The following is a 15,397-nucleotide window of genomic DNA, read 5'->3' as shown; positions in this document are numbered from 1 at the left end:
TGCCGTGCTTGCGAAGGGGCGCGTCCTGCATCGGCGCGCCGTCCGGTGGATCCTTTCTCGGCTTAGCGGCGAAAGCAGGGCCGGCGCAACCCCGTGGTGCAGGCGGGGGCTGGAGGCACATGGAGGTATTTGCGCCTGCAGTGGAGCGGTTTTGTTGAAAGCGATTCGAAATGTCCGGCCATGCTCAGAAAATTCGTCAGGTATTCTCGCCGCTTTTCCGTTTTTTGCGCAACTTTACGGAGTGTTCACGCCAGATCCTCCAATCTCGGGAACAGGTAATTCTCGAAACTGGAGGGCGGAATGCGCAAGGGAGCGTTCAATCTGAGTGTCGCGCGCAAGATCGGCGCCACCATGGCCCTGTTGATCGTGGTCTCCGTGGGCGCCAGCCTGTTCGCCCTCGACGCCACGCAGCGGGTTGGCGACAACGGCATTCGGCTGGGCGAGGTCGAGGCGCCGCTGGCCGATGCGGCAATGGAGATCAAGCTCACCGCCACCCGGGCCCATCTCCTGTTGGAGGAGATCATGTCCGGCGACGAGGGGGAGAGCATCGACGAGGTCTGGCGGCTGATCGACGAGGCACGGTTCTATGCCCGCGCCATCCTGGACGGGGGAAGCAACAGCGAGGGAGCTTTCATCGCCACCTCCGATCCGGGGGTGCGCGAGGTCGTGCGGGATGTCGCGGCGAAGATCGACGCGTTGGAGGAGGTCGCACGCGAGCGCCATGCCGGCCTCGTTTCGGGCGTGGACGGGGGAGCCGGCTCAAAGGCCGACGAGATCTTCGATGCGACGTTCGAGACCCTTATCGAGCGCGCCGACGAGGCGGAGGAACTGCTCAAGGCCTCGATTGCGGCAAGCCTTGCGAACCTGCGTGCCGAAGCCGCGTGGGCGCGCAACGTCAGTCTCGGCGGCGTCGCCGCGATGGTTCTGGTCTTCCTGGCCGGGACCGTCTTCGTGTACCGCTCCGTGACGGTGCGGCTCCGCGATCTCGATCGCGTCGCGCGCGCCTATGCGAACGGCGACACGGATGTGCCGGCGCCGGCCTGGCGCTCGCGCGATGAACTGGGACGCCTGAGCGAGGCGCTCGCCCGGTTCCGCGAAGGCGTGATACGCCAGCGCCAGCTTGCCGAGGAGGCGAGCGAGCAGGAGACCCGCCGGGCCGTCGAGCAGCGCGAACTGGAACGGCGCACCGCGCAGTCCTTCCACGAGACGACCCGCGGCTTCTTCGACACTCTGGACGGGGCGGCGGGCGCGCTGATGACGGCCGTCGACACCCTGGAGCAGATGAGCGCGCGCTCGGGCGACCTGTCGGAGCGCACCACCGCCACCTCGCGCCAGGCGTCCGACAATGTCCAGACCGTCGCGGCGGCGGCGGAGGAACTGTCCTCCTCGATCTCGGAGATCGCCCGGCAGGTGACCTCCACCACCGAGGTCGTGTCGCGGGCGAGCGACCACGCGAAGCGCACCAACGAGACGGTGTCGCGGCTTGCTGCCGGCGCGAGCAAGATCGGCGAGGTCGTCTCCTTGATCCAGGCGATCGCCGAGCAGACCAACCTTCTCGCCCTCAACGCCACCATCGAGGCGGCGCGGGCCGGCGAGGCCGGTCGGGGCTTTGCCGTCGTCGCTGCCGAGGTCAAGGAGCTTGCCACCCAGACCTCCAAGGCGACCGAGGAGATCGGCGCCCAGATCGCCGCGATCCAGGCCTCGACCGAGGATGCGGTCCAGGCCATCGGCGAGATCACCCGCACCATGCAGGATGTCGACGGCTTCACCGGGTCCATCGCCGAGGCGGTCGACCAGCAGGGCCAGGCAACGGGGGAAATCAGCCAGCACGCGCAGCAGGCCTCGACCCGCACCGGCGAGGTCGCCGACACGATGGGCGAGATGTCTTCCGCCATCGGCCAGGCCGGCGAAGAGGCGGCCAGGGTGCGCGAACTGTCGCGCACGGTGCACCGCGAGGCGGACAACCTGAGGACCTCGGTGCACGACTTCATCGCCCGCTTCGACGCGGCGTGATGGATCCGGGCCGAGCCTCCCGATCCCGCCCTGGCGGAGCAGGCTGGCGGTATTGTTCTCCCTGAGTGAACGATACTGTGAGGGAATGGCGGATTGTAATCATGCCGCACGCGGCGCACATTTCGGTCGATAGATTGCAGGCCCCATGGCCTGTGCCGAGATCTGGAGACAGTCATGCCCGCCATCCCCCTCGACAGCCGGACCGCCGCGCAGGGCGACCGTTTCGACATGGCGGCGGCGCCGCTGCGCGTCGGCCTCGTGACGCTGGCGGTGCGCGACAGCGCGCGCGTCGCTGCGTTCTATCGCGAGGTCCTGGGGCTCGAGGATCTCGGCACCGACGGCCTTGAGGTGCTGCTCGGCGCCGGCGGGGTGCCCTTGCTGCGCCTGCGCGGCGATGCCGGCCTCGCCCCTGCGCCGCGGTCTGAGGCGGGCCTCTTCCACACCGCCTTTCTGCTGCCCTCGCGCGCCGATCTCGGCCGCTGGCTCGCCTTTGCCGCCGCGCGCGGCCTGCGGCTGCAGGGCGCGTCCGACCACAAGGTCAGCGAGGCGGTCTATCTCGCCGATCCGGAAGGCAACGGCATCGAGATCTATGCCGACCGCACGCCGTCCGCCTGGACGGATGCGACCGGCGCGATTGTCATGTCGACCGATCCGCTGGATGCGCCTTCGCTGCTGGCGGAGGCGGCCGGGACGATGTGGCACGGCGCGCCGGCCGGCACGCTGGTCGGCCATGTGCATCTGCAGGTCGGGGCCACCGACATCGCCGATGCCTTCTATTCGGCGCTGCTCGGCTTCGACATTGCCACCCGCTATCCGGGCGCCAGCTTCTACGGCTCGGGCGGCTATCACCACCAGCTTGCCGGCAACATCTGGAACAGCCGGGGCGCGGGGCCGCGCAAGGACGGTCACACCGGCCTTGCCGAACTGCAGATCGTGCTGCGCGAGACGGACCGGCTCGGCGCGATCGCCGATGCGGCACACAAGGCCAGGCTGGATGTCGCAGCCGGCGGCGACGGGCTTGCCCTTGCCGATCCCTGGGGCACCCGCATCCGCCTGACCGCCGCCTGACCGTCGCCTGACGACTGGCTGAGGCGGGAGCCGGTCAGGCGCCGCCGCCCGGCGCCTCGATCTCCTCCAGCAGCTTGCGCAGCAAGCCGGCCAGCGTCTCGCGCTCGGCCGGGGCAAGATGCGCGAGATACCGCGCCTCGTTCGCCATATCCGCCCGGAAGGCCTCTTCCGCCAGCGCGCGGCCGGCCGGGGTCAGCACCACTTCGAGGCTGCGCCCGTCGCGCGCGGATTTTTCACGCGCGATCAGCCCGGCGGTCTCCAGCCGCCCGAGCCGGTGCGTCAGCCCGCCGGAGGAGATCATCAGCGTCGAATAGAGCTCGGTCGGCGTCAGCCGGTAGGGCGGGCCGGCGCGGCGCAGGGTCGAGATCACGTCGAACTCGCCGCGGTCGAGCCCGTAGCCCGCGAAGATCTTCTCGATGCTGCCGCCGGCCAGCAGCGTCAGCCTGCGCGCCCGGCCGAGGATCGCCATCGGCTCGGTGTCGAGATCCGGCAGTTCCCGCGCCCATTGCGCCCGCAACCTGTCGATATGATCCGCCATGACATCCCCCCGCGTCGGGACCCCGCCTGCTGCTCAAGGGCGGCTTCCGGGTTCAGTCTCTCGATATCAAGAGAATTATCTTGACGCAAAGACAAATCTTTGGAAGTATCTTCTCGTCAAGATAAATGCGGGAGGGATTGCCATGACAGCCAGTGTTCACGCCCCGGCGCAGGCCTTTGCCGAGGATGCCGGACGGCCCGATATCTCGGTCCGCCGCCATCGCCCGCCGGTTCCGGGCGAAAGCCGGACGGTGCGTTTCGAGGGGAAGGATTACGGCTCGCCGGTGTCCATGTTCATCACCGACAGCGCGCCGGGCACCGGCTCGCAACTGCATGTCCACCCCTATCGCGAGACCTGGGTGGTGCGCAAAGGCGCGGCGGAATTCCTGGTCGGCGACGAGCGGCTGCGCGCCTTTGCCGGCGACATCGTCGTCGCGCCGGCCGATGTGCCGCATCGCTATCTCAACGTGGGGACGGAGCAACTGGAGCTGGTTTGCATCCACCCGTCCGAGACGATCCGCCAGCAGGATCTGTGAAAGGAGACGGGACATGTCGTCATCCGAAGGCAAGCCGCCGGTGAAGGGGACCGTCAAGGGACCGGCCTCCTATTTCCCGTCCATCGAAAAGAAATACGGCCGCCCCATTGCCGAGTGGAAGGCCCTGATCCGTGCGCAATCCGGCCTCAAGCACATGGAACTCGTCGCCTGGCTGAAGGCGACCCACGGGCTCGGCCATGGCCATGCCAATGCGCTGGTCGCCCATACGCTCGCCGAGGACAGGTGAGGGCGGGCGTCTTGCGCGGCCGGCGGAACCTGTCAGTCTCGCGATCGTGTCCTGCAGCGACAAGGGAACCTGCAGGGCGCTGACCTGGCACGGGGCCCGCTCCCCAGCGCCGTACTTCGCGAAATGTCGAGGCAAAGCTCATGGACATGTCCACCCTGCCGGCTCTGCTGGGGTTTCTGGCAGCCTGTTTCCTCGCCGCCCTGACCGGCGCGCTGTTCCGCCCCGGTGAATGGTATGAGCGGCTGAAAAAGCCGGCCTGGCGCCCGCCCAACCGGCTGTTCCCGCCGGTCTGGACGGTGCTCTACGTGATGATCGCGGTGTCCGGCTGGCTGGTGTGGCGCGAGGCGGGCTTTGCCGGCGCGACCCTGCCGCTCGCCGTCTACGGCCTCCAGCTTGTGCTCAATGGCGCCTGGACGCCGCTGTTCTTCGGCCTGCACCGCCCGGATCTCGGCATGATCGACATCGTGCTGGTGTGGCTGTCGATCCTCGCGACGATCCTGCTGTTCTGGCCGGTGCACATGCTCGCGGCGCTGCTGCTGGTGCCCTATCTCGCCTGGGTCAGCTTCGCCGTCGCGCTGAACTTCTCGATCTGGCGGCTGAACCGGGAGGAGTGAGGTAAACGCAAGACCTCCGCCGCCCGATCAGGACCGGTCCTTGACCGGGGAGGCGGCCGGGCGTGCGTCCTGCGCACGGATGGTGACGACCCGCGCGCCGGTGACAAACACCAGATAGCCGGCAAGGGACAGGGCGGCCAGCGCGCCGACCGCGAGCCGATAGGCGGCCTCGACGCCGACTTCCGGGGCGAGGGCGGACACCAGGGCGCCGAAGCCCCATTGCCACAGGAACACGCCGACGAACAGCAGCAGGTTGAAGAAGGCGATGGCGCGCCCGGCCTCGGCGGGCTGCGACCTCTGGCCGACGAGCGGATGTGTCACCGAGAGCGGCCAGGCGGCGACGCAGAACAGCGCGAACAGATACCAGTCGGCGCGGGCGCCGAGGGCGGCAATGACGACGAGCAGGACGATGCTGGCCGGCGTCCAGCGCCGCAACACCTGCTCCCCGTCCTCGGCGCTGGAGAGAAATCGCGGCGACAGATAGCCCATGACCAGGAACACGAAGAGCATGATCACGTTGATGTAGAGCAGCTCCAGCGCCGCACCGCGCGGGCTTTCGCCCATGACTTCCGTCAGCCATGGCCCGATCCACAGGGTCTGCACGGCGACGAGGATCGCGTAGTTGAAAAAGCCGAGGGCCCCGATCCGCCAGATATGCGCGGTCCGCACGATCGACGCATAGCCACGCAGGATGCCATGCGGCGACACCCCGGCGGCCGGGCGATGCCCCGGTGCCTGCAACGCGACCAGCAGCGCGACGGCCGCGAACAGCACCCCCAGCACGAGGAATAGCATCGGCCAGCCGAAGCGCGTGGCGAGGCTTTCGGACGGCAGCGTGCCGAGGATCAGCCCCAGCGCTCCGGCCATCAGCATCCACGAGTTGAGCCGCTGCTGCAGCGCCGGCGTCGTCCACAGGCGGGCGGCCGTGAGGGGGGCGATCAGGCAGGCGCTGACGCCGACGCCGGTGAGCAGCCGCGCTCCGAACAGGCCTTCGAAACTCTCCGCGACAGCGAACAGGACGCAGGACAACGCGGCGATGGCGAGCGAGACCACCAGCACGGCGCGCACGCCGAACCGGTCGAGCAGGGCCCCCATCGGCAGTTGCAGGATCGCGAAAGAGGCGAAATAGGATCCGGCCAGCAAGCCGAGTTCGCCGGCGGACAGGGCGAACTGCTCGGTGAACATGGGGGCGAGCGCGGCGGTGACGCCGCGCAACAGCGAGGACAGCAGGTATCCGGCGGCAAAGATCACCAGGACGGCAGCGCCCAGGTGACCCTTGCTCGCCGCAGGGCGGGTCAGCTCCATACCGTCAGCGGCTCCCTGTCTCCCCGGTAGCCGAGAAAGCCCGAGATCGTCAGGCGGTCGATGCCCTCGCCGGGCAGCACCGCATGCAGCTTGCGCGCATTGAACAGGATCAGGTCGCCATTCTCCGGCTTTGCCGAATAGTTGCAGGGCGGAAGGTTCTCCAGCGGGATCGCGTAGTCGTCGCCGCGCTGATCGAGGAACTCCGCGTCCGACAGTTCGTCCTGCCACATCGCCAGTTCGCCGCCCGTTTCGGGGACATCGACATAGATGTTGATGCCGAATTGGCTGATCAGGGACGCGGCCTCCGGCGTGTCGGGGGCATGGCGGCCGAACATGTCGTGGTGAGCCTTGAGGGGAATGCCCGGCTTCATGCAGCGCGACAGGCCGACGAACATCTTGCGGCCGTAGAGCGTCTGCAGCGTGCAGCCGGCGCCCCAGGTCTCGTCCATGACGCAGCGGAATGTGTCCATCGGGCAGGGATAGGGATCGCAGGCCCTGCGCAGCAGGTTGAGATTGTCGAGCGCGGTGGCGAAATAGTGCTCGATGATCTCCGGCTTGCGGCCTGTTTCGAAATAGGACATGCCGATCCGGCCGACCTTGGGAGCGTTGAGATAGTCGCTATAGCCGGTGGACTTCAGTCCTTGCGAGATGGTTCGGCACGCCTCGGCGGAAATGAACTCCGGCACGCGCAGGACCTGGATCTCGTTGCGGATCAGGGCCAGAACGTCGTCCAGCGAGAGGGTGGGGGCGACGCGCACGGGATCGATCGGGGCGGCGGACGAGACATCGGGACGGGCAAGGGTCATGGCGTCAGCTCCAGTAGGTGAGCGGCTGGTCGTCGCCGCGATAGCCGATGAAGAAGGACACGGCCATGCGCGCCGTATCGTGCGGCGAAGCGACCGCGTGGATCTTGCGGGAATCAAAGATCAGCAGGTCGTCCCGTCCGGGCTTGACGATGACGTCGGGCGTCGGCAGGTCCTCGACGGCGATGCCGTATTTGCCCCGGCGCCTGCGGTCGAATTCCTCCGTCGTCATGTTGCGATGCCACATCAGCAGTTCGCCGCCCACTTCGGGGACCTGGAAATAGATGTTGGCGGCGAACTGGGCGAGCAGCGATTCCGCTTCCTCGATCCCCGGCGCATCCTCGGAGAAGATGTCATGGTGGGCGAGGAACGTCGTGTTCGGCTCCACCATCCGCGACAGGCCGACGAACATCTTGCGGCCGAACAGCGTCTGCAGGTTTGCACCCGCCGGCCAGATCTCGTCGAGAATGCCGCGCAGCGTGTCGAGGGGCGACCCGTACGGCTCGCAGGCCTTGCGGAAATCGTTCAGATGCTCCCGCGCGACCACGAAATAGCGCTCGATCAGTTCTGGCTTGAGCTCGGTCTCGTAGAAGGCCATGCCGATCTTGCGGACCTCCGAGACGTTGATGTAGGGCTCGAAACCGAGGGAGGCCTGCCCCCGAGAGATCAGTTCGCAGGACGGACCGTTCGCAAAGGCCGCAACCCGGATGACGCGGACCTCGCCCCTGGCGAGCGCCTTGAAATGCTCGCTGTTCAGACCGTACTTGTCGGTATGCATCACATAGGGCAAGCCGCCGGACGCCGGGCTGGCCTCGAAGCGTTCGACTTCAGTGGATAATGCAGTATCCATGTCGCCTCCTCATACTTCGTTGCGTTCTGGTCCGGAGCCTTGCACGTGCAGTCGTGACCAGCAGCCCGGCCAGGTGGCCGGTTGCGTGCCGGAGCATGCGGTTGACTGGTTTTTATGGGTGCAACCTATAGTATGAATGCGCCGCAGAGGCAGCCGCTCCGGCCGCAACTCTGTCGTGCCGCTACGTCACGAATGCTGCAGGGATCCATGCTCGCACCCGAAGTCATCCTGCTCCTGCGGCTGGCCGATCTCGGCACCCTGGCGGCTGTCGCCGAGGAGACGGGGATGACGCCGTCGGGCGTGTCCCGCATGGTGTCGCGCCTGGAGAAGCGCACCGGCATCAAGCTCGTGCACCGCTCGACCCGTCGGCTTGCCTTCACGCCGGAGGGCGCCGTCTTCATCGGCTATGCTCGCCGCATGCTTGCGCTCGCACAGGCGGCCGAGGTCGACCTGTCGCACCGGCACGGCGAGGTTCGCGGCCATCTGCGCGTCAATTGCGGCACCGCCTTCGCGCGGCACCGGTTGGCGCCGCTGCTGCCGGCGTTCCTGCGCCGACATCCGGCAGTGACGGTCGGGGTTTCGGTTTCCGACCACCGCATAGACCCGTTCGAGGAGCAGATCGACGTGACGATCCGCGTCGGCCTGCTGGACGACAGCGAGTTGATCGCGGCTCGCCTCGGCACGGTCCGCCGCGTCATCGCCGCAAGCCCCGCCTATCTGGAACGGCGCGGCACACCGACGACCGCCCAGGACCTGGCGAGCCATGACTGTCTGTTGCTGACCGGATTTCCCGGCCAAGCCTACTGGCCGATGATCGAGCAGGGAGCCGTGGTGCGGACGCCCGTCCGCGGGAGCGTCACCGCGGACAGCGCCGATACGCTGTTGCAGATGGCGATCGAGGGCGTCGGCATCATCCGTCTTGGGGACTTTCTCGGCAGGAAGGCGCTTGCCGAGGGGCAGCTCGTTGAACTGTTCCAAGGACAGCACGACGCGGATCCCAAGCCGATCTCCGCCCTGATGCTTCCCGGCCGCCAGGCCATTCCGCGCGTGCGCGCCTTTGTCGACTTCCTGAAGGAACGCGCGTAGGTCGTGGACTCGTAAGTCTGGCGAGAAACGGCACAGTTATGAATTCACGACCTAGAGCCCATTCGGCCGCAGGAAACCCGATATCGCCAGGCGGCGCATGTTTTCGGGAAGACTGGAGGATTTTTGGGAAGATAAGGAGGAAGTGGCTCCCCGGGCCGGATTCGAACCAGCGACCAAGCGGTTAACAGCCGCTTGCTCTACCACTGAGCTACCGGGGATCACGAAACACGCGGGGCATCCGCACCGCGTCGATGGCAGGCGTATAGCAAACTGCGCCGCCGCTTGCCAAGCCCTTTGTCGCAAAACTTTTCCACAGTCGGGGAGTGGGGAGGGGCGGGGAGCGTGCACCGGCAAGCTGCACCGGCAAGAGCCGCGGGCATCCGGCCGCATCCGCTGTGAGTGGAGCGGGCGCCGCTGCGGAAGCTTCCCGGAGCCGTCCACGTCTCGCTGCTGGACGCCGGCCCCTTCGGCAGGCTATGAGTCGTGATCTTCCGGTCCTTTCTGACGGACGAAGTCCGGTGAAAGGGGAAAGTCGGAATACGGTGGGGGAGGACCCAAGTCGGGCTCCCGAATCCGTAGCTGCCCCCGCAACTGTGAGCGGCGAGCCTTCCTGCATGAACCACTGGGCCTTTCGGTCCGGGAAGGGCAGGGCAAGGCCGCGACCCGCGAGCCAGGAGACGAGCCGGATCACCCGAGCCCCCGCCAAGGGGCCCGGCCCGAAACGTCACGCGCCGTCGGGTGGACGGCAGGAGGCCAGAATGTTCCCGTTGAAGGGCGCCCGCCGCTTCAGCCCTCCCGGCATATCCCGCTGCCGGACGGCTTGCGCGTGAGCGGCGCATCCGATTCTCCAACCGCCCCGGCTCCTGTCGCGGCCCGCACCGTGCTGGTGACGGGCGGCGCGCGCTCGGGCAAGAGCCTTTATGCCGAGGGGCTGGTGCTCGCCTCGGCGCGCGAGCGCGTCTATGTCGCCACCTGCACGCCCCATGACGAGGAGATGCGCCAGCGCATCGACCGCCACCGCGACCAGCGGGGCGAGGGCTGGCGGACCATCGAGGAGCCGCGCGACCTTGCCGGCGTCCTCGCTGCCGAGAGCACGGCGCAGCGCGCCATCCTCGTCGATTGCCTGACCCTGTGGCTCAGCAACCTGATTTTCGCTGAAGCCGATCCGGAAGCGGAGACGGCCCGGCTCGCCGGGGCGCTGCGCGCCGCGCCCGGCCCCATCGTTCTCGTCACCAACGAGGTCGGCTCGGGCATCGTGCCCGACAATGCGCTCGCCCGCCGCTTTCGCGACGAGCAGGGTCGCCTCAATCGCCGCATCGCGGAACTCGCCGATGTAGCGGTGCTTGTCGCCGCCGGCCTGCCGCTCGTTCTCAAGCCATCCCACCTCCAGCCGGAGATCCGCCTATGACCGCATCCACGCCCCGCACCGCCGGCAAGATCCCGGCCACCATCGTCACCGGCTTCCTCGGCGCCGGCAAGACGACGCTGCTCGCCAACCTGCTGCGCGAGGCAAAGGGCAAGCGCATCGGCCTCATCGTCAACGAGTTCGGCGACATGGGCTTCGATGGCTCGCTGGTCGACGGCTGCGCCGATCCGGACTGCGCCGCCGAAGAGGTGGTGGAGCTGACCAATGGCTGCATTTGCTGCACCGTCGCCGACGATTTCCTCCCCACGATGGAAATGCTGATCGCCCGCGACGAGGCGCCGGACCACATCGTCATCGAGACCTCGGGCCTTGCCCTGCCGCAGCCGCTGGTGCGCGCCTTCTCCTGGCCGAGCGTCAAGACCCGCGTGACGGTGGACGCGGTGGTGACGGTGGTGGATGCCGCAGCCGTCGCGGAAGGGCGGGTGACCGGCGACGAGGCGGCGCTGGCCGCGCAGCGCGCCGCCGACGAGGCGCTGGACCACGACAGCCCGGTGGAGGAACTGTTCGAGGACCAGCTCGTCTGCGCTGACCTCGTCGTGCTGAACAAGGCCGATCTCGTCGATGCGGCGACGCTGGAGCGGGTGCGGGCCGAGGTCGCCGGCCGCGTCCGCGCGGCGGTGGAGATCGTGGCGGCGGAAAAGGGCAGGCTCGCCGCCGACGTGCTGCTCGGCCGGATGAGCGCTTCGGAAGACGACATGCACGGGCGCGAGAGCCATCACGAGCATCATCACCACGACGACCACGACCACGACCACGATCACGACGATCATGATCATGACCATGACGATCATGATCACCACCATCACCATCATCACGACCACGACGACTTCGTCAGCCATGTGGTCGAGCTCGCCCCGCTCGCCTCGCTGAAGGATCTGGAGGCGCGCGTCGCCGCCGCCATGGCGGTGCCCGGCGTGCTGCGCATCAAGGGCGCGGTCGGCATCGAGGGCAAGGCCGCGCCGGCGATGGTGCAGGCGGTCGGCCCGCGCGTCGAGGCATGGTTCGCGCGCGACGCGCGCGCCCCCGGCCGGGTCGTGGTGATCGGCCTTGCCGGCTTCGACCTTGCCCGCGTCGAGGGTCTGCTCGCCAGCGCGCTCGCCGCCTGATCCATACGGCAGGCAAGGCGCAGGAGACGGCATGCATATTCTCGCAGGGCGCAGCGGGCGCATCGACCAGGGCGACGAGGCGGTCGATCTCGGCCAGTCGCCGGCCGATGTGGTGGTGCTGTCGGCGGCCGACACGGAACTCGCCTCGCTCGCCTCCGTGGCAGCAGGGGGCGGGGCGGGGCAGCCGAGCCTGCGGCTTGCCAACCTGATGGCCCTGTCGCACCCCTATTCGGTCGACATGTATGCCGAGCAGACGGTGGCGGGCTCGCGGCTGGTCGTGCTGCGCCTGCTCGGCGGGGCGGAATACTGGCCCTATGGCGTCGAGCGGCTGACCGAGGCGGCGCGCGGCCACGGCCTGCATCTGGCGGTGATGCCGGGCGACGACCGCTGGGACGCGGACCTTGCCGCCCGCTCCACGCTGCCCGTCGACGAGGTGATGCGCCTGTGGCGCTATCTCGCCGAAGGCGGGGCGGAAAACCTTCGCAACTTCCTGCGCTACGCCGCGCATCTGCTGGATGGGGCGCAGGAGCCCGATCCGCCGCGCCCGCTGCCGCGCGCCGGCCTGCTGCTGCCCGGCCGTGCGCACCCGACGCTGGCCGAGCTTAAGGCGAGCTGGACTGATCCGGCCGCCCCCGTCGCCGCCATCGTCTTCTACAGGGCCTTGATGCAGAGCGCGGCGACCGCGCCGGTCGAGGCCCTGTGCACGGCGCTGGCGGGCGAGGGCATCAACCCGCTGCCGGTCTTCGTCTCCTCGCTGAAGGAGGCCGAATCCGCCTCCGTCCTCGCCGCGCTGTTCGCCGAGGCGCCGCCCGCCGTGGTGCTCAACGCCACCGCCTTCGCCGTGTCGAAGGCCGGCGAGGCGCACAGCGGAACGCCGCTCGATGCGCCGGGCGTGCCGGTGCTGCAAGTGGTGTTCTCGTCCTCCTCGGAGGAGGGCTGGCGCGACGCCGATCAGGGCCTGTCGATCCGCGATCTCGCCATGCATGTGGTGATGCCGGAGGTGGACGGGCGCATTCTCACCCGCGCCGTCTCTTTCAAGGAGCAGGCCCCGCACGATCCGCTCACCCAGTCGGCGACCATGCGCTTCGTGCCGAAACCCGACCGGGTGGCCTTCGTCGCGGCCCAGGCCGCGCGGATCGCCCGCCTCGCCGCGACCCCGCCGGCGGAGCGCAAGGTGGCGCTGATCCTTGCCAACTATCCCAACAAGGACGGGCGCCTTGCCAATGGCGTCGGCCTCGACACGCCGGCCTCCTGCGCGCGCCTGTTGCAGGCGCTTGCCGCCGAGGGCTACCGCATCGACGGCGCGCCGCAGGGCTCTGCCGAGCTGATGGCGCGGATCAGCGACGGCCCGACCAACGACATCGCTGCCCGCCGCGTGCGCCATGGCGGCGCTGAGCTGCCGCTCGCCGACTATGCCGCGGCCTTTGCCCGGCTGCCGCAGGCGGTGCGCGAGGCGGTCACGGCGCGCTGGGGGCGGCCGCAAGACGATCCGCATGTGGAGGAGGGGGCGTTCCGCCTTGCCGTGACGCGCTTCGGAAATGCGGTCGTCGGCATCCAGCCGGCGCGCGGCTACAACATCGATCCCAAGGCGACCTATCACGACCCGGACCTGGTGCCGCCGCACCACTATTTCGCCTTCTACATCTGGCTGCGCGAAACCTTCGGCACCCATGCGGTGGTGCATCTGGGCAAGCACGGCAATCTCGAATGGCTGCCGGGCAAGGCGCTGGCGCTCTCCGAAAACTGCTTTCCGGAAGCCGTGCTCGGGCCGCTGCCCAACATCTATCCCTTCATCGTCAATGATCCGGGCGAGGGGGCGCAGGCCAAGCGCCGCACCTCCGCCGTCATCGTCGACCACCTGACGCCGCCGCTGGCGCGGGCCGAAAGCCACGGCGTTACCGCTGAGCTGGAAGTGCTGCTCGACGAATATTACCTGGCGCAGGGCGTCGACCCGCGCCGGCTGAAGGCGCTGACCCGCGACATTCTCGAGGCGGCGGAGCGGCACGGCCTCGACCGCGATATCGGCCTGACCAGCGAGATGGACGAGGAGACGCGGCTGGCTCGGCTCGATGCGCATCTGTGCGACCTGAAGGAGTTGCAGATCCGCGACGGGCTGCATGTGCTGGGCGCTGCACCTGGCGGCGATCTGCTGACCGCGCTCCTGGTGGCGCTGGTGCGGGTGCCGCGCGGCGAGGGGCCGGCGCATGAGGGCATCACCCGGGCGCTTGCCCGCGACCTCGGACTTGAAGGCTTCGATCCGCTCGCCTGCGCCTATGAACTGCCCTTCGACGGCCCGCGCCCGGTGCTGCTTGAAGAGGTGGCAAGCAGCCCCTGGCGCAGTTGCGGCGACACGGTGGAGCGGCTGGAACTGCTGGCGGCAAAGCTGGTGGAGGAGGGCCGCGCGCCGGAGGGCTTTGCCACCACCGCCGCCGTGCTGGAGGAGATCGAGACCCGCATCCGCCCGGCCGTCAGCGCTTCCGGGGACGCCGAGACCGCCGGCGTTCTCGCCGGCCTTGCCGGGCGCTTCGTGCCGCCGGGCCCGTCCGGCGCGCCGACGCGCGGGCGCCCCGACGTGCTGCCGACGGGCCGCAACTTCTACTCCGTCGATGTGCGCGCCGTGCCGACCGAGACCTCCTGGCGCATCGGCGCGGCCAGCGCCGAACGGCTGGTCGAGCGGCATTTCCAGGACGAGGGCGAATATCCGGCCGCCGTGGTTCTGACCTGCTGGGGCACGGCCAACATGCGCACCGGCGGCGACGACATCGCCCAGGCGCTGGCGCTGATCGGCGCCCGGCCGAAATGGGAGGCGGGCTCGGGCCGCGTCACCGGTTTCGATATTCTGTCGCTGGCCGAACTCGGCCGGCCGCGCGTCGACGTCACGCTGCGCATCTCCGGCTTCTTCCGCGATGCCTTCCCGCATCAGGTCGACCTGTTCCAGTCGGCGGTCGCCGCCATCGCCGCGCTGGAGGAGCCGCAGGACGCCAACCCGCTGGCCGCGCGCGCCCGCAAGGAAGCCGCCCGGCTGGAGGCGGACGGCCTTGCGCCGGAAAAGGCCCGCCGACAGGCGCTCTACCGCGTCTTCGGCTCGAAGCCCGGTGCCTATGGCGCCGGCCTGCAGGCGCTGATCGACGAGCGGCTCTGGGACGCCCGCGCGGACTTTGCCGACGCGTTCCTCGCCTGGGGTTCCTATGCCTATGGCGGCGGGGCGAAGGGCGAGGGCGCGCGCGCCAGCCTGACCGCGCGCCTGTCGCAGGTCGATGCGGTGCTGCACAACCAGGACAACCGCGAGCACGACCTGCTCGACAGCGACGACTACTACCAGTTCGAGGGCGGGCTCGCCGCGACGGTGGAAACGCTGAAGGGCACGGCGCCGAAGATCTATCACAACGACCATTCGCGCCCCGAGCGCCCGGTGATCCGCACCCTGTCGGAGGAGATCGGCCGGGTGGTGCGGGGGCGCGCCGCCAATCCGAAGTGGATCGCCGGCGTCATGCGCCACGGCTACAAGGGCGCGTTCGAGATCGCCGCGACGGTGGACTATCTCTTCGCCTTTGCCGCCACCACCAATGCGGTGGGCGACCACCATTTCGACCAGCTCTATGATGCCTATCTGGATGACGGCAAGGTCCGCGCCTTCTTGGCCGAGGCCAATCCGAAGGCGCTGGAGGAAATCGAGGCGCGCTTCCGCGAGGCGGTCGAGCGCGATCTGTGGCGGCCGCGGCGCAATTCGGTGCGCGCTGCCTTGAACATCGAAAGCCCGCTTGGGAAGACCCCGCAGGGGCAGGAAAGGGAGACGACCTCGTGAG

Annotated in this window: 13 protein-coding genes, 1 tRNA gene and 1 riboswitch; of the genes, 9 read left to right on the top strand and 5 right to left on the bottom strand. The window is 68.7% G+C overall.

The annotated features are described in order from the left end of the window. The first annotated feature begins 300 nt into the window (after window positions 1-300). Both P2PM1_RS25745 and P2PM1_RS21780 read left to right on the top strand, forming a co-directional pair. Window positions 301-2,013, top strand: a complete 1,713-nt coding sequence (locus tag P2PM1_RS25745) for a methyl-accepting chemotaxis protein (protein ID WP_186400528.1) — start codon at window positions 301-303, stop codon at window positions 2,011-2,013. A gap of 174 nt (window positions 2,014-2,187) precedes the next feature. Next, window positions 2,188-3,081, top strand: a complete 894-nt coding sequence (locus P2PM1_RS21780) for a VOC family protein (RefSeq protein ID WP_186400527.1) — start codon at window positions 2,188-2,190, stop codon at window positions 3,079-3,081. A 34-nt stretch (window positions 3,082-3,115) separates the two neighbouring features. Here the strand turns inward: P2PM1_RS21780 and P2PM1_RS21775 are convergent, their stop codons facing one another. Further along, on the bottom strand, window positions 3,116-3,619 hold the full coding sequence (locus P2PM1_RS21775) for a MarR family winged helix-turn-helix transcriptional regulator (protein ID WP_186390094.1): 504 nt from the start codon (window positions 3,617-3,619) through the stop codon (window positions 3,116-3,118). 142 nt (window positions 3,620-3,761) lie between these two features. Between P2PM1_RS21775 and P2PM1_RS21770 the strand changes: the two genes are divergently transcribed. The 3 genes from P2PM1_RS21770 to P2PM1_RS21760 all read left to right on the top strand — a co-directional run bounded on the left by P2PM1_RS21770 (window position 3,762) and on the right by P2PM1_RS21760 (window position 5,015). Further along, window positions 3,762-4,154 (top strand): cupin domain-containing protein, encoded by a 393-nt coding sequence (locus P2PM1_RS21770; RefSeq protein WP_186400526.1) that lies wholly within the window; start codon window positions 3,762-3,764, stop codon window positions 4,152-4,154. A gap of 13 nt (window positions 4,155-4,167) precedes the next feature. Continuing rightward, entirely contained in the window at window positions 4,168-4,401 is a 234-nt protein-coding gene (locus tag P2PM1_RS21765) for a DUF4287 domain-containing protein (protein ID WP_186389833.1), read from the top strand. Between the two features lie 140 nt (window positions 4,402-4,541). Beyond that, complete coding sequence (locus P2PM1_RS21760) at window positions 4,542-5,015, top strand: TspO/MBR family protein (RefSeq protein ID WP_208985373.1); 474 nt, start codon at window positions 4,542-4,544, stop codon at window positions 5,013-5,015. A 27-nt stretch (window positions 5,016-5,042) separates the two neighbouring features. On the opposite strand, the gene P2PM1_RS21755 is transcribed toward P2PM1_RS21760, so the two are convergent. Genes P2PM1_RS21755 through P2PM1_RS21745 form a run of 3 tightly spaced genes read right to left on the bottom strand, consistent with a single transcriptional unit; the run spans window position 5,043 to window position 7,973 of the window. After that, entirely contained in the window at window positions 5,043-6,320 is a 1,278-nt protein-coding gene (locus P2PM1_RS21755; protein ID WP_186400525.1) for an MFS transporter, read from the bottom strand. Continuing rightward, window positions 6,311-7,126: a 2OG-Fe(II) oxygenase gene (locus P2PM1_RS21750; protein WP_186389830.1), complete on the bottom strand. Its 816-nt coding sequence runs from the start codon at window positions 7,124-7,126 to the stop codon at window positions 6,311-6,313. The genes P2PM1_RS21755 and P2PM1_RS21750 overlap by 10 nt, the downstream gene beginning before the upstream one ends. A gap of 4 nt (window positions 7,127-7,130) precedes the next feature. Next, a complete protein-coding gene (locus P2PM1_RS21745) occupies window positions 7,131-7,973 on the bottom strand; it encodes a 2OG-Fe(II) oxygenase (protein WP_186400524.1) in 843 nt (280 codons plus the stop codon). Between the two features lie 207 nt (window positions 7,974-8,180). Between P2PM1_RS21745 and P2PM1_RS21740 the strand changes: the two genes are divergently transcribed. Next, on the top strand, window positions 8,181-9,059 hold the full coding sequence (locus tag P2PM1_RS21740) for a LysR family transcriptional regulator (RefSeq protein ID WP_186400523.1): 879 nt from the start codon (window positions 8,181-8,183) through the stop codon (window positions 9,057-9,059). A 143-nt stretch (window positions 9,060-9,202) separates the two neighbouring features. Here P2PM1_RS21740 and P2PM1_RS21735 read toward each other — a convergent pair. Then, window positions 9,203-9,277 (bottom strand) — tRNA-Asn (locus tag P2PM1_RS21735). Between the two features lie 257 nt (window positions 9,278-9,534). Then, window positions 9,535-9,761, top strand: a riboswitch (cobalamin riboswitch). 124 nt (window positions 9,762-9,885) lie between these two features. Between P2PM1_RS21735 and cobU the strand changes: the two genes are divergently transcribed. The 3 genes from cobU to cobN are packed head-to-tail and all read left to right on the top strand — an operon-like array spanning window position 9,886 to window position 15,396. Next, entirely contained in the window at window positions 9,886-10,467 is a 582-nt protein-coding gene (gene cobU, locus P2PM1_RS21730; protein ID WP_186400522.1) for a bifunctional adenosylcobinamide kinase/adenosylcobinamide-phosphate guanylyltransferase, read from the top strand. Then, the gene (cobW, locus tag P2PM1_RS21725) at window positions 10,464-11,591 is read left to right on the top strand and encodes a cobalamin biosynthesis protein CobW (RefSeq protein WP_186400521.1); all 1,128 of its coding nucleotides are present in this window, start codon (window positions 10,464-10,466) and stop codon (window positions 11,589-11,591) included. Before cobU ends, cobW begins: the two co-directional genes overlap by 4 nt. 31 nt (window positions 11,592-11,622) lie before the next feature. Beyond that, complete coding sequence (cobN, locus tag P2PM1_RS21720; RefSeq protein WP_186400520.1) at window positions 11,623-15,396, top strand: cobaltochelatase subunit CobN; 3,774 nt, start codon at window positions 11,623-11,625, stop codon at window positions 15,394-15,396. Window position 15,397: the final 1 nt, after the last annotated feature.

The organism is Stappia sp. P2PMeth1 (assembly GCF_900185735.1).
Taxonomy (GTDB): Bacteria; Pseudomonadota; Alphaproteobacteria; order Rhizobiales; family Stappiaceae; genus Stappia.
The sequence above is the reverse complement of the archived record's forward strand: the minus strand, read 5'-3'. Positions and strand labels throughout refer to the sequence as shown.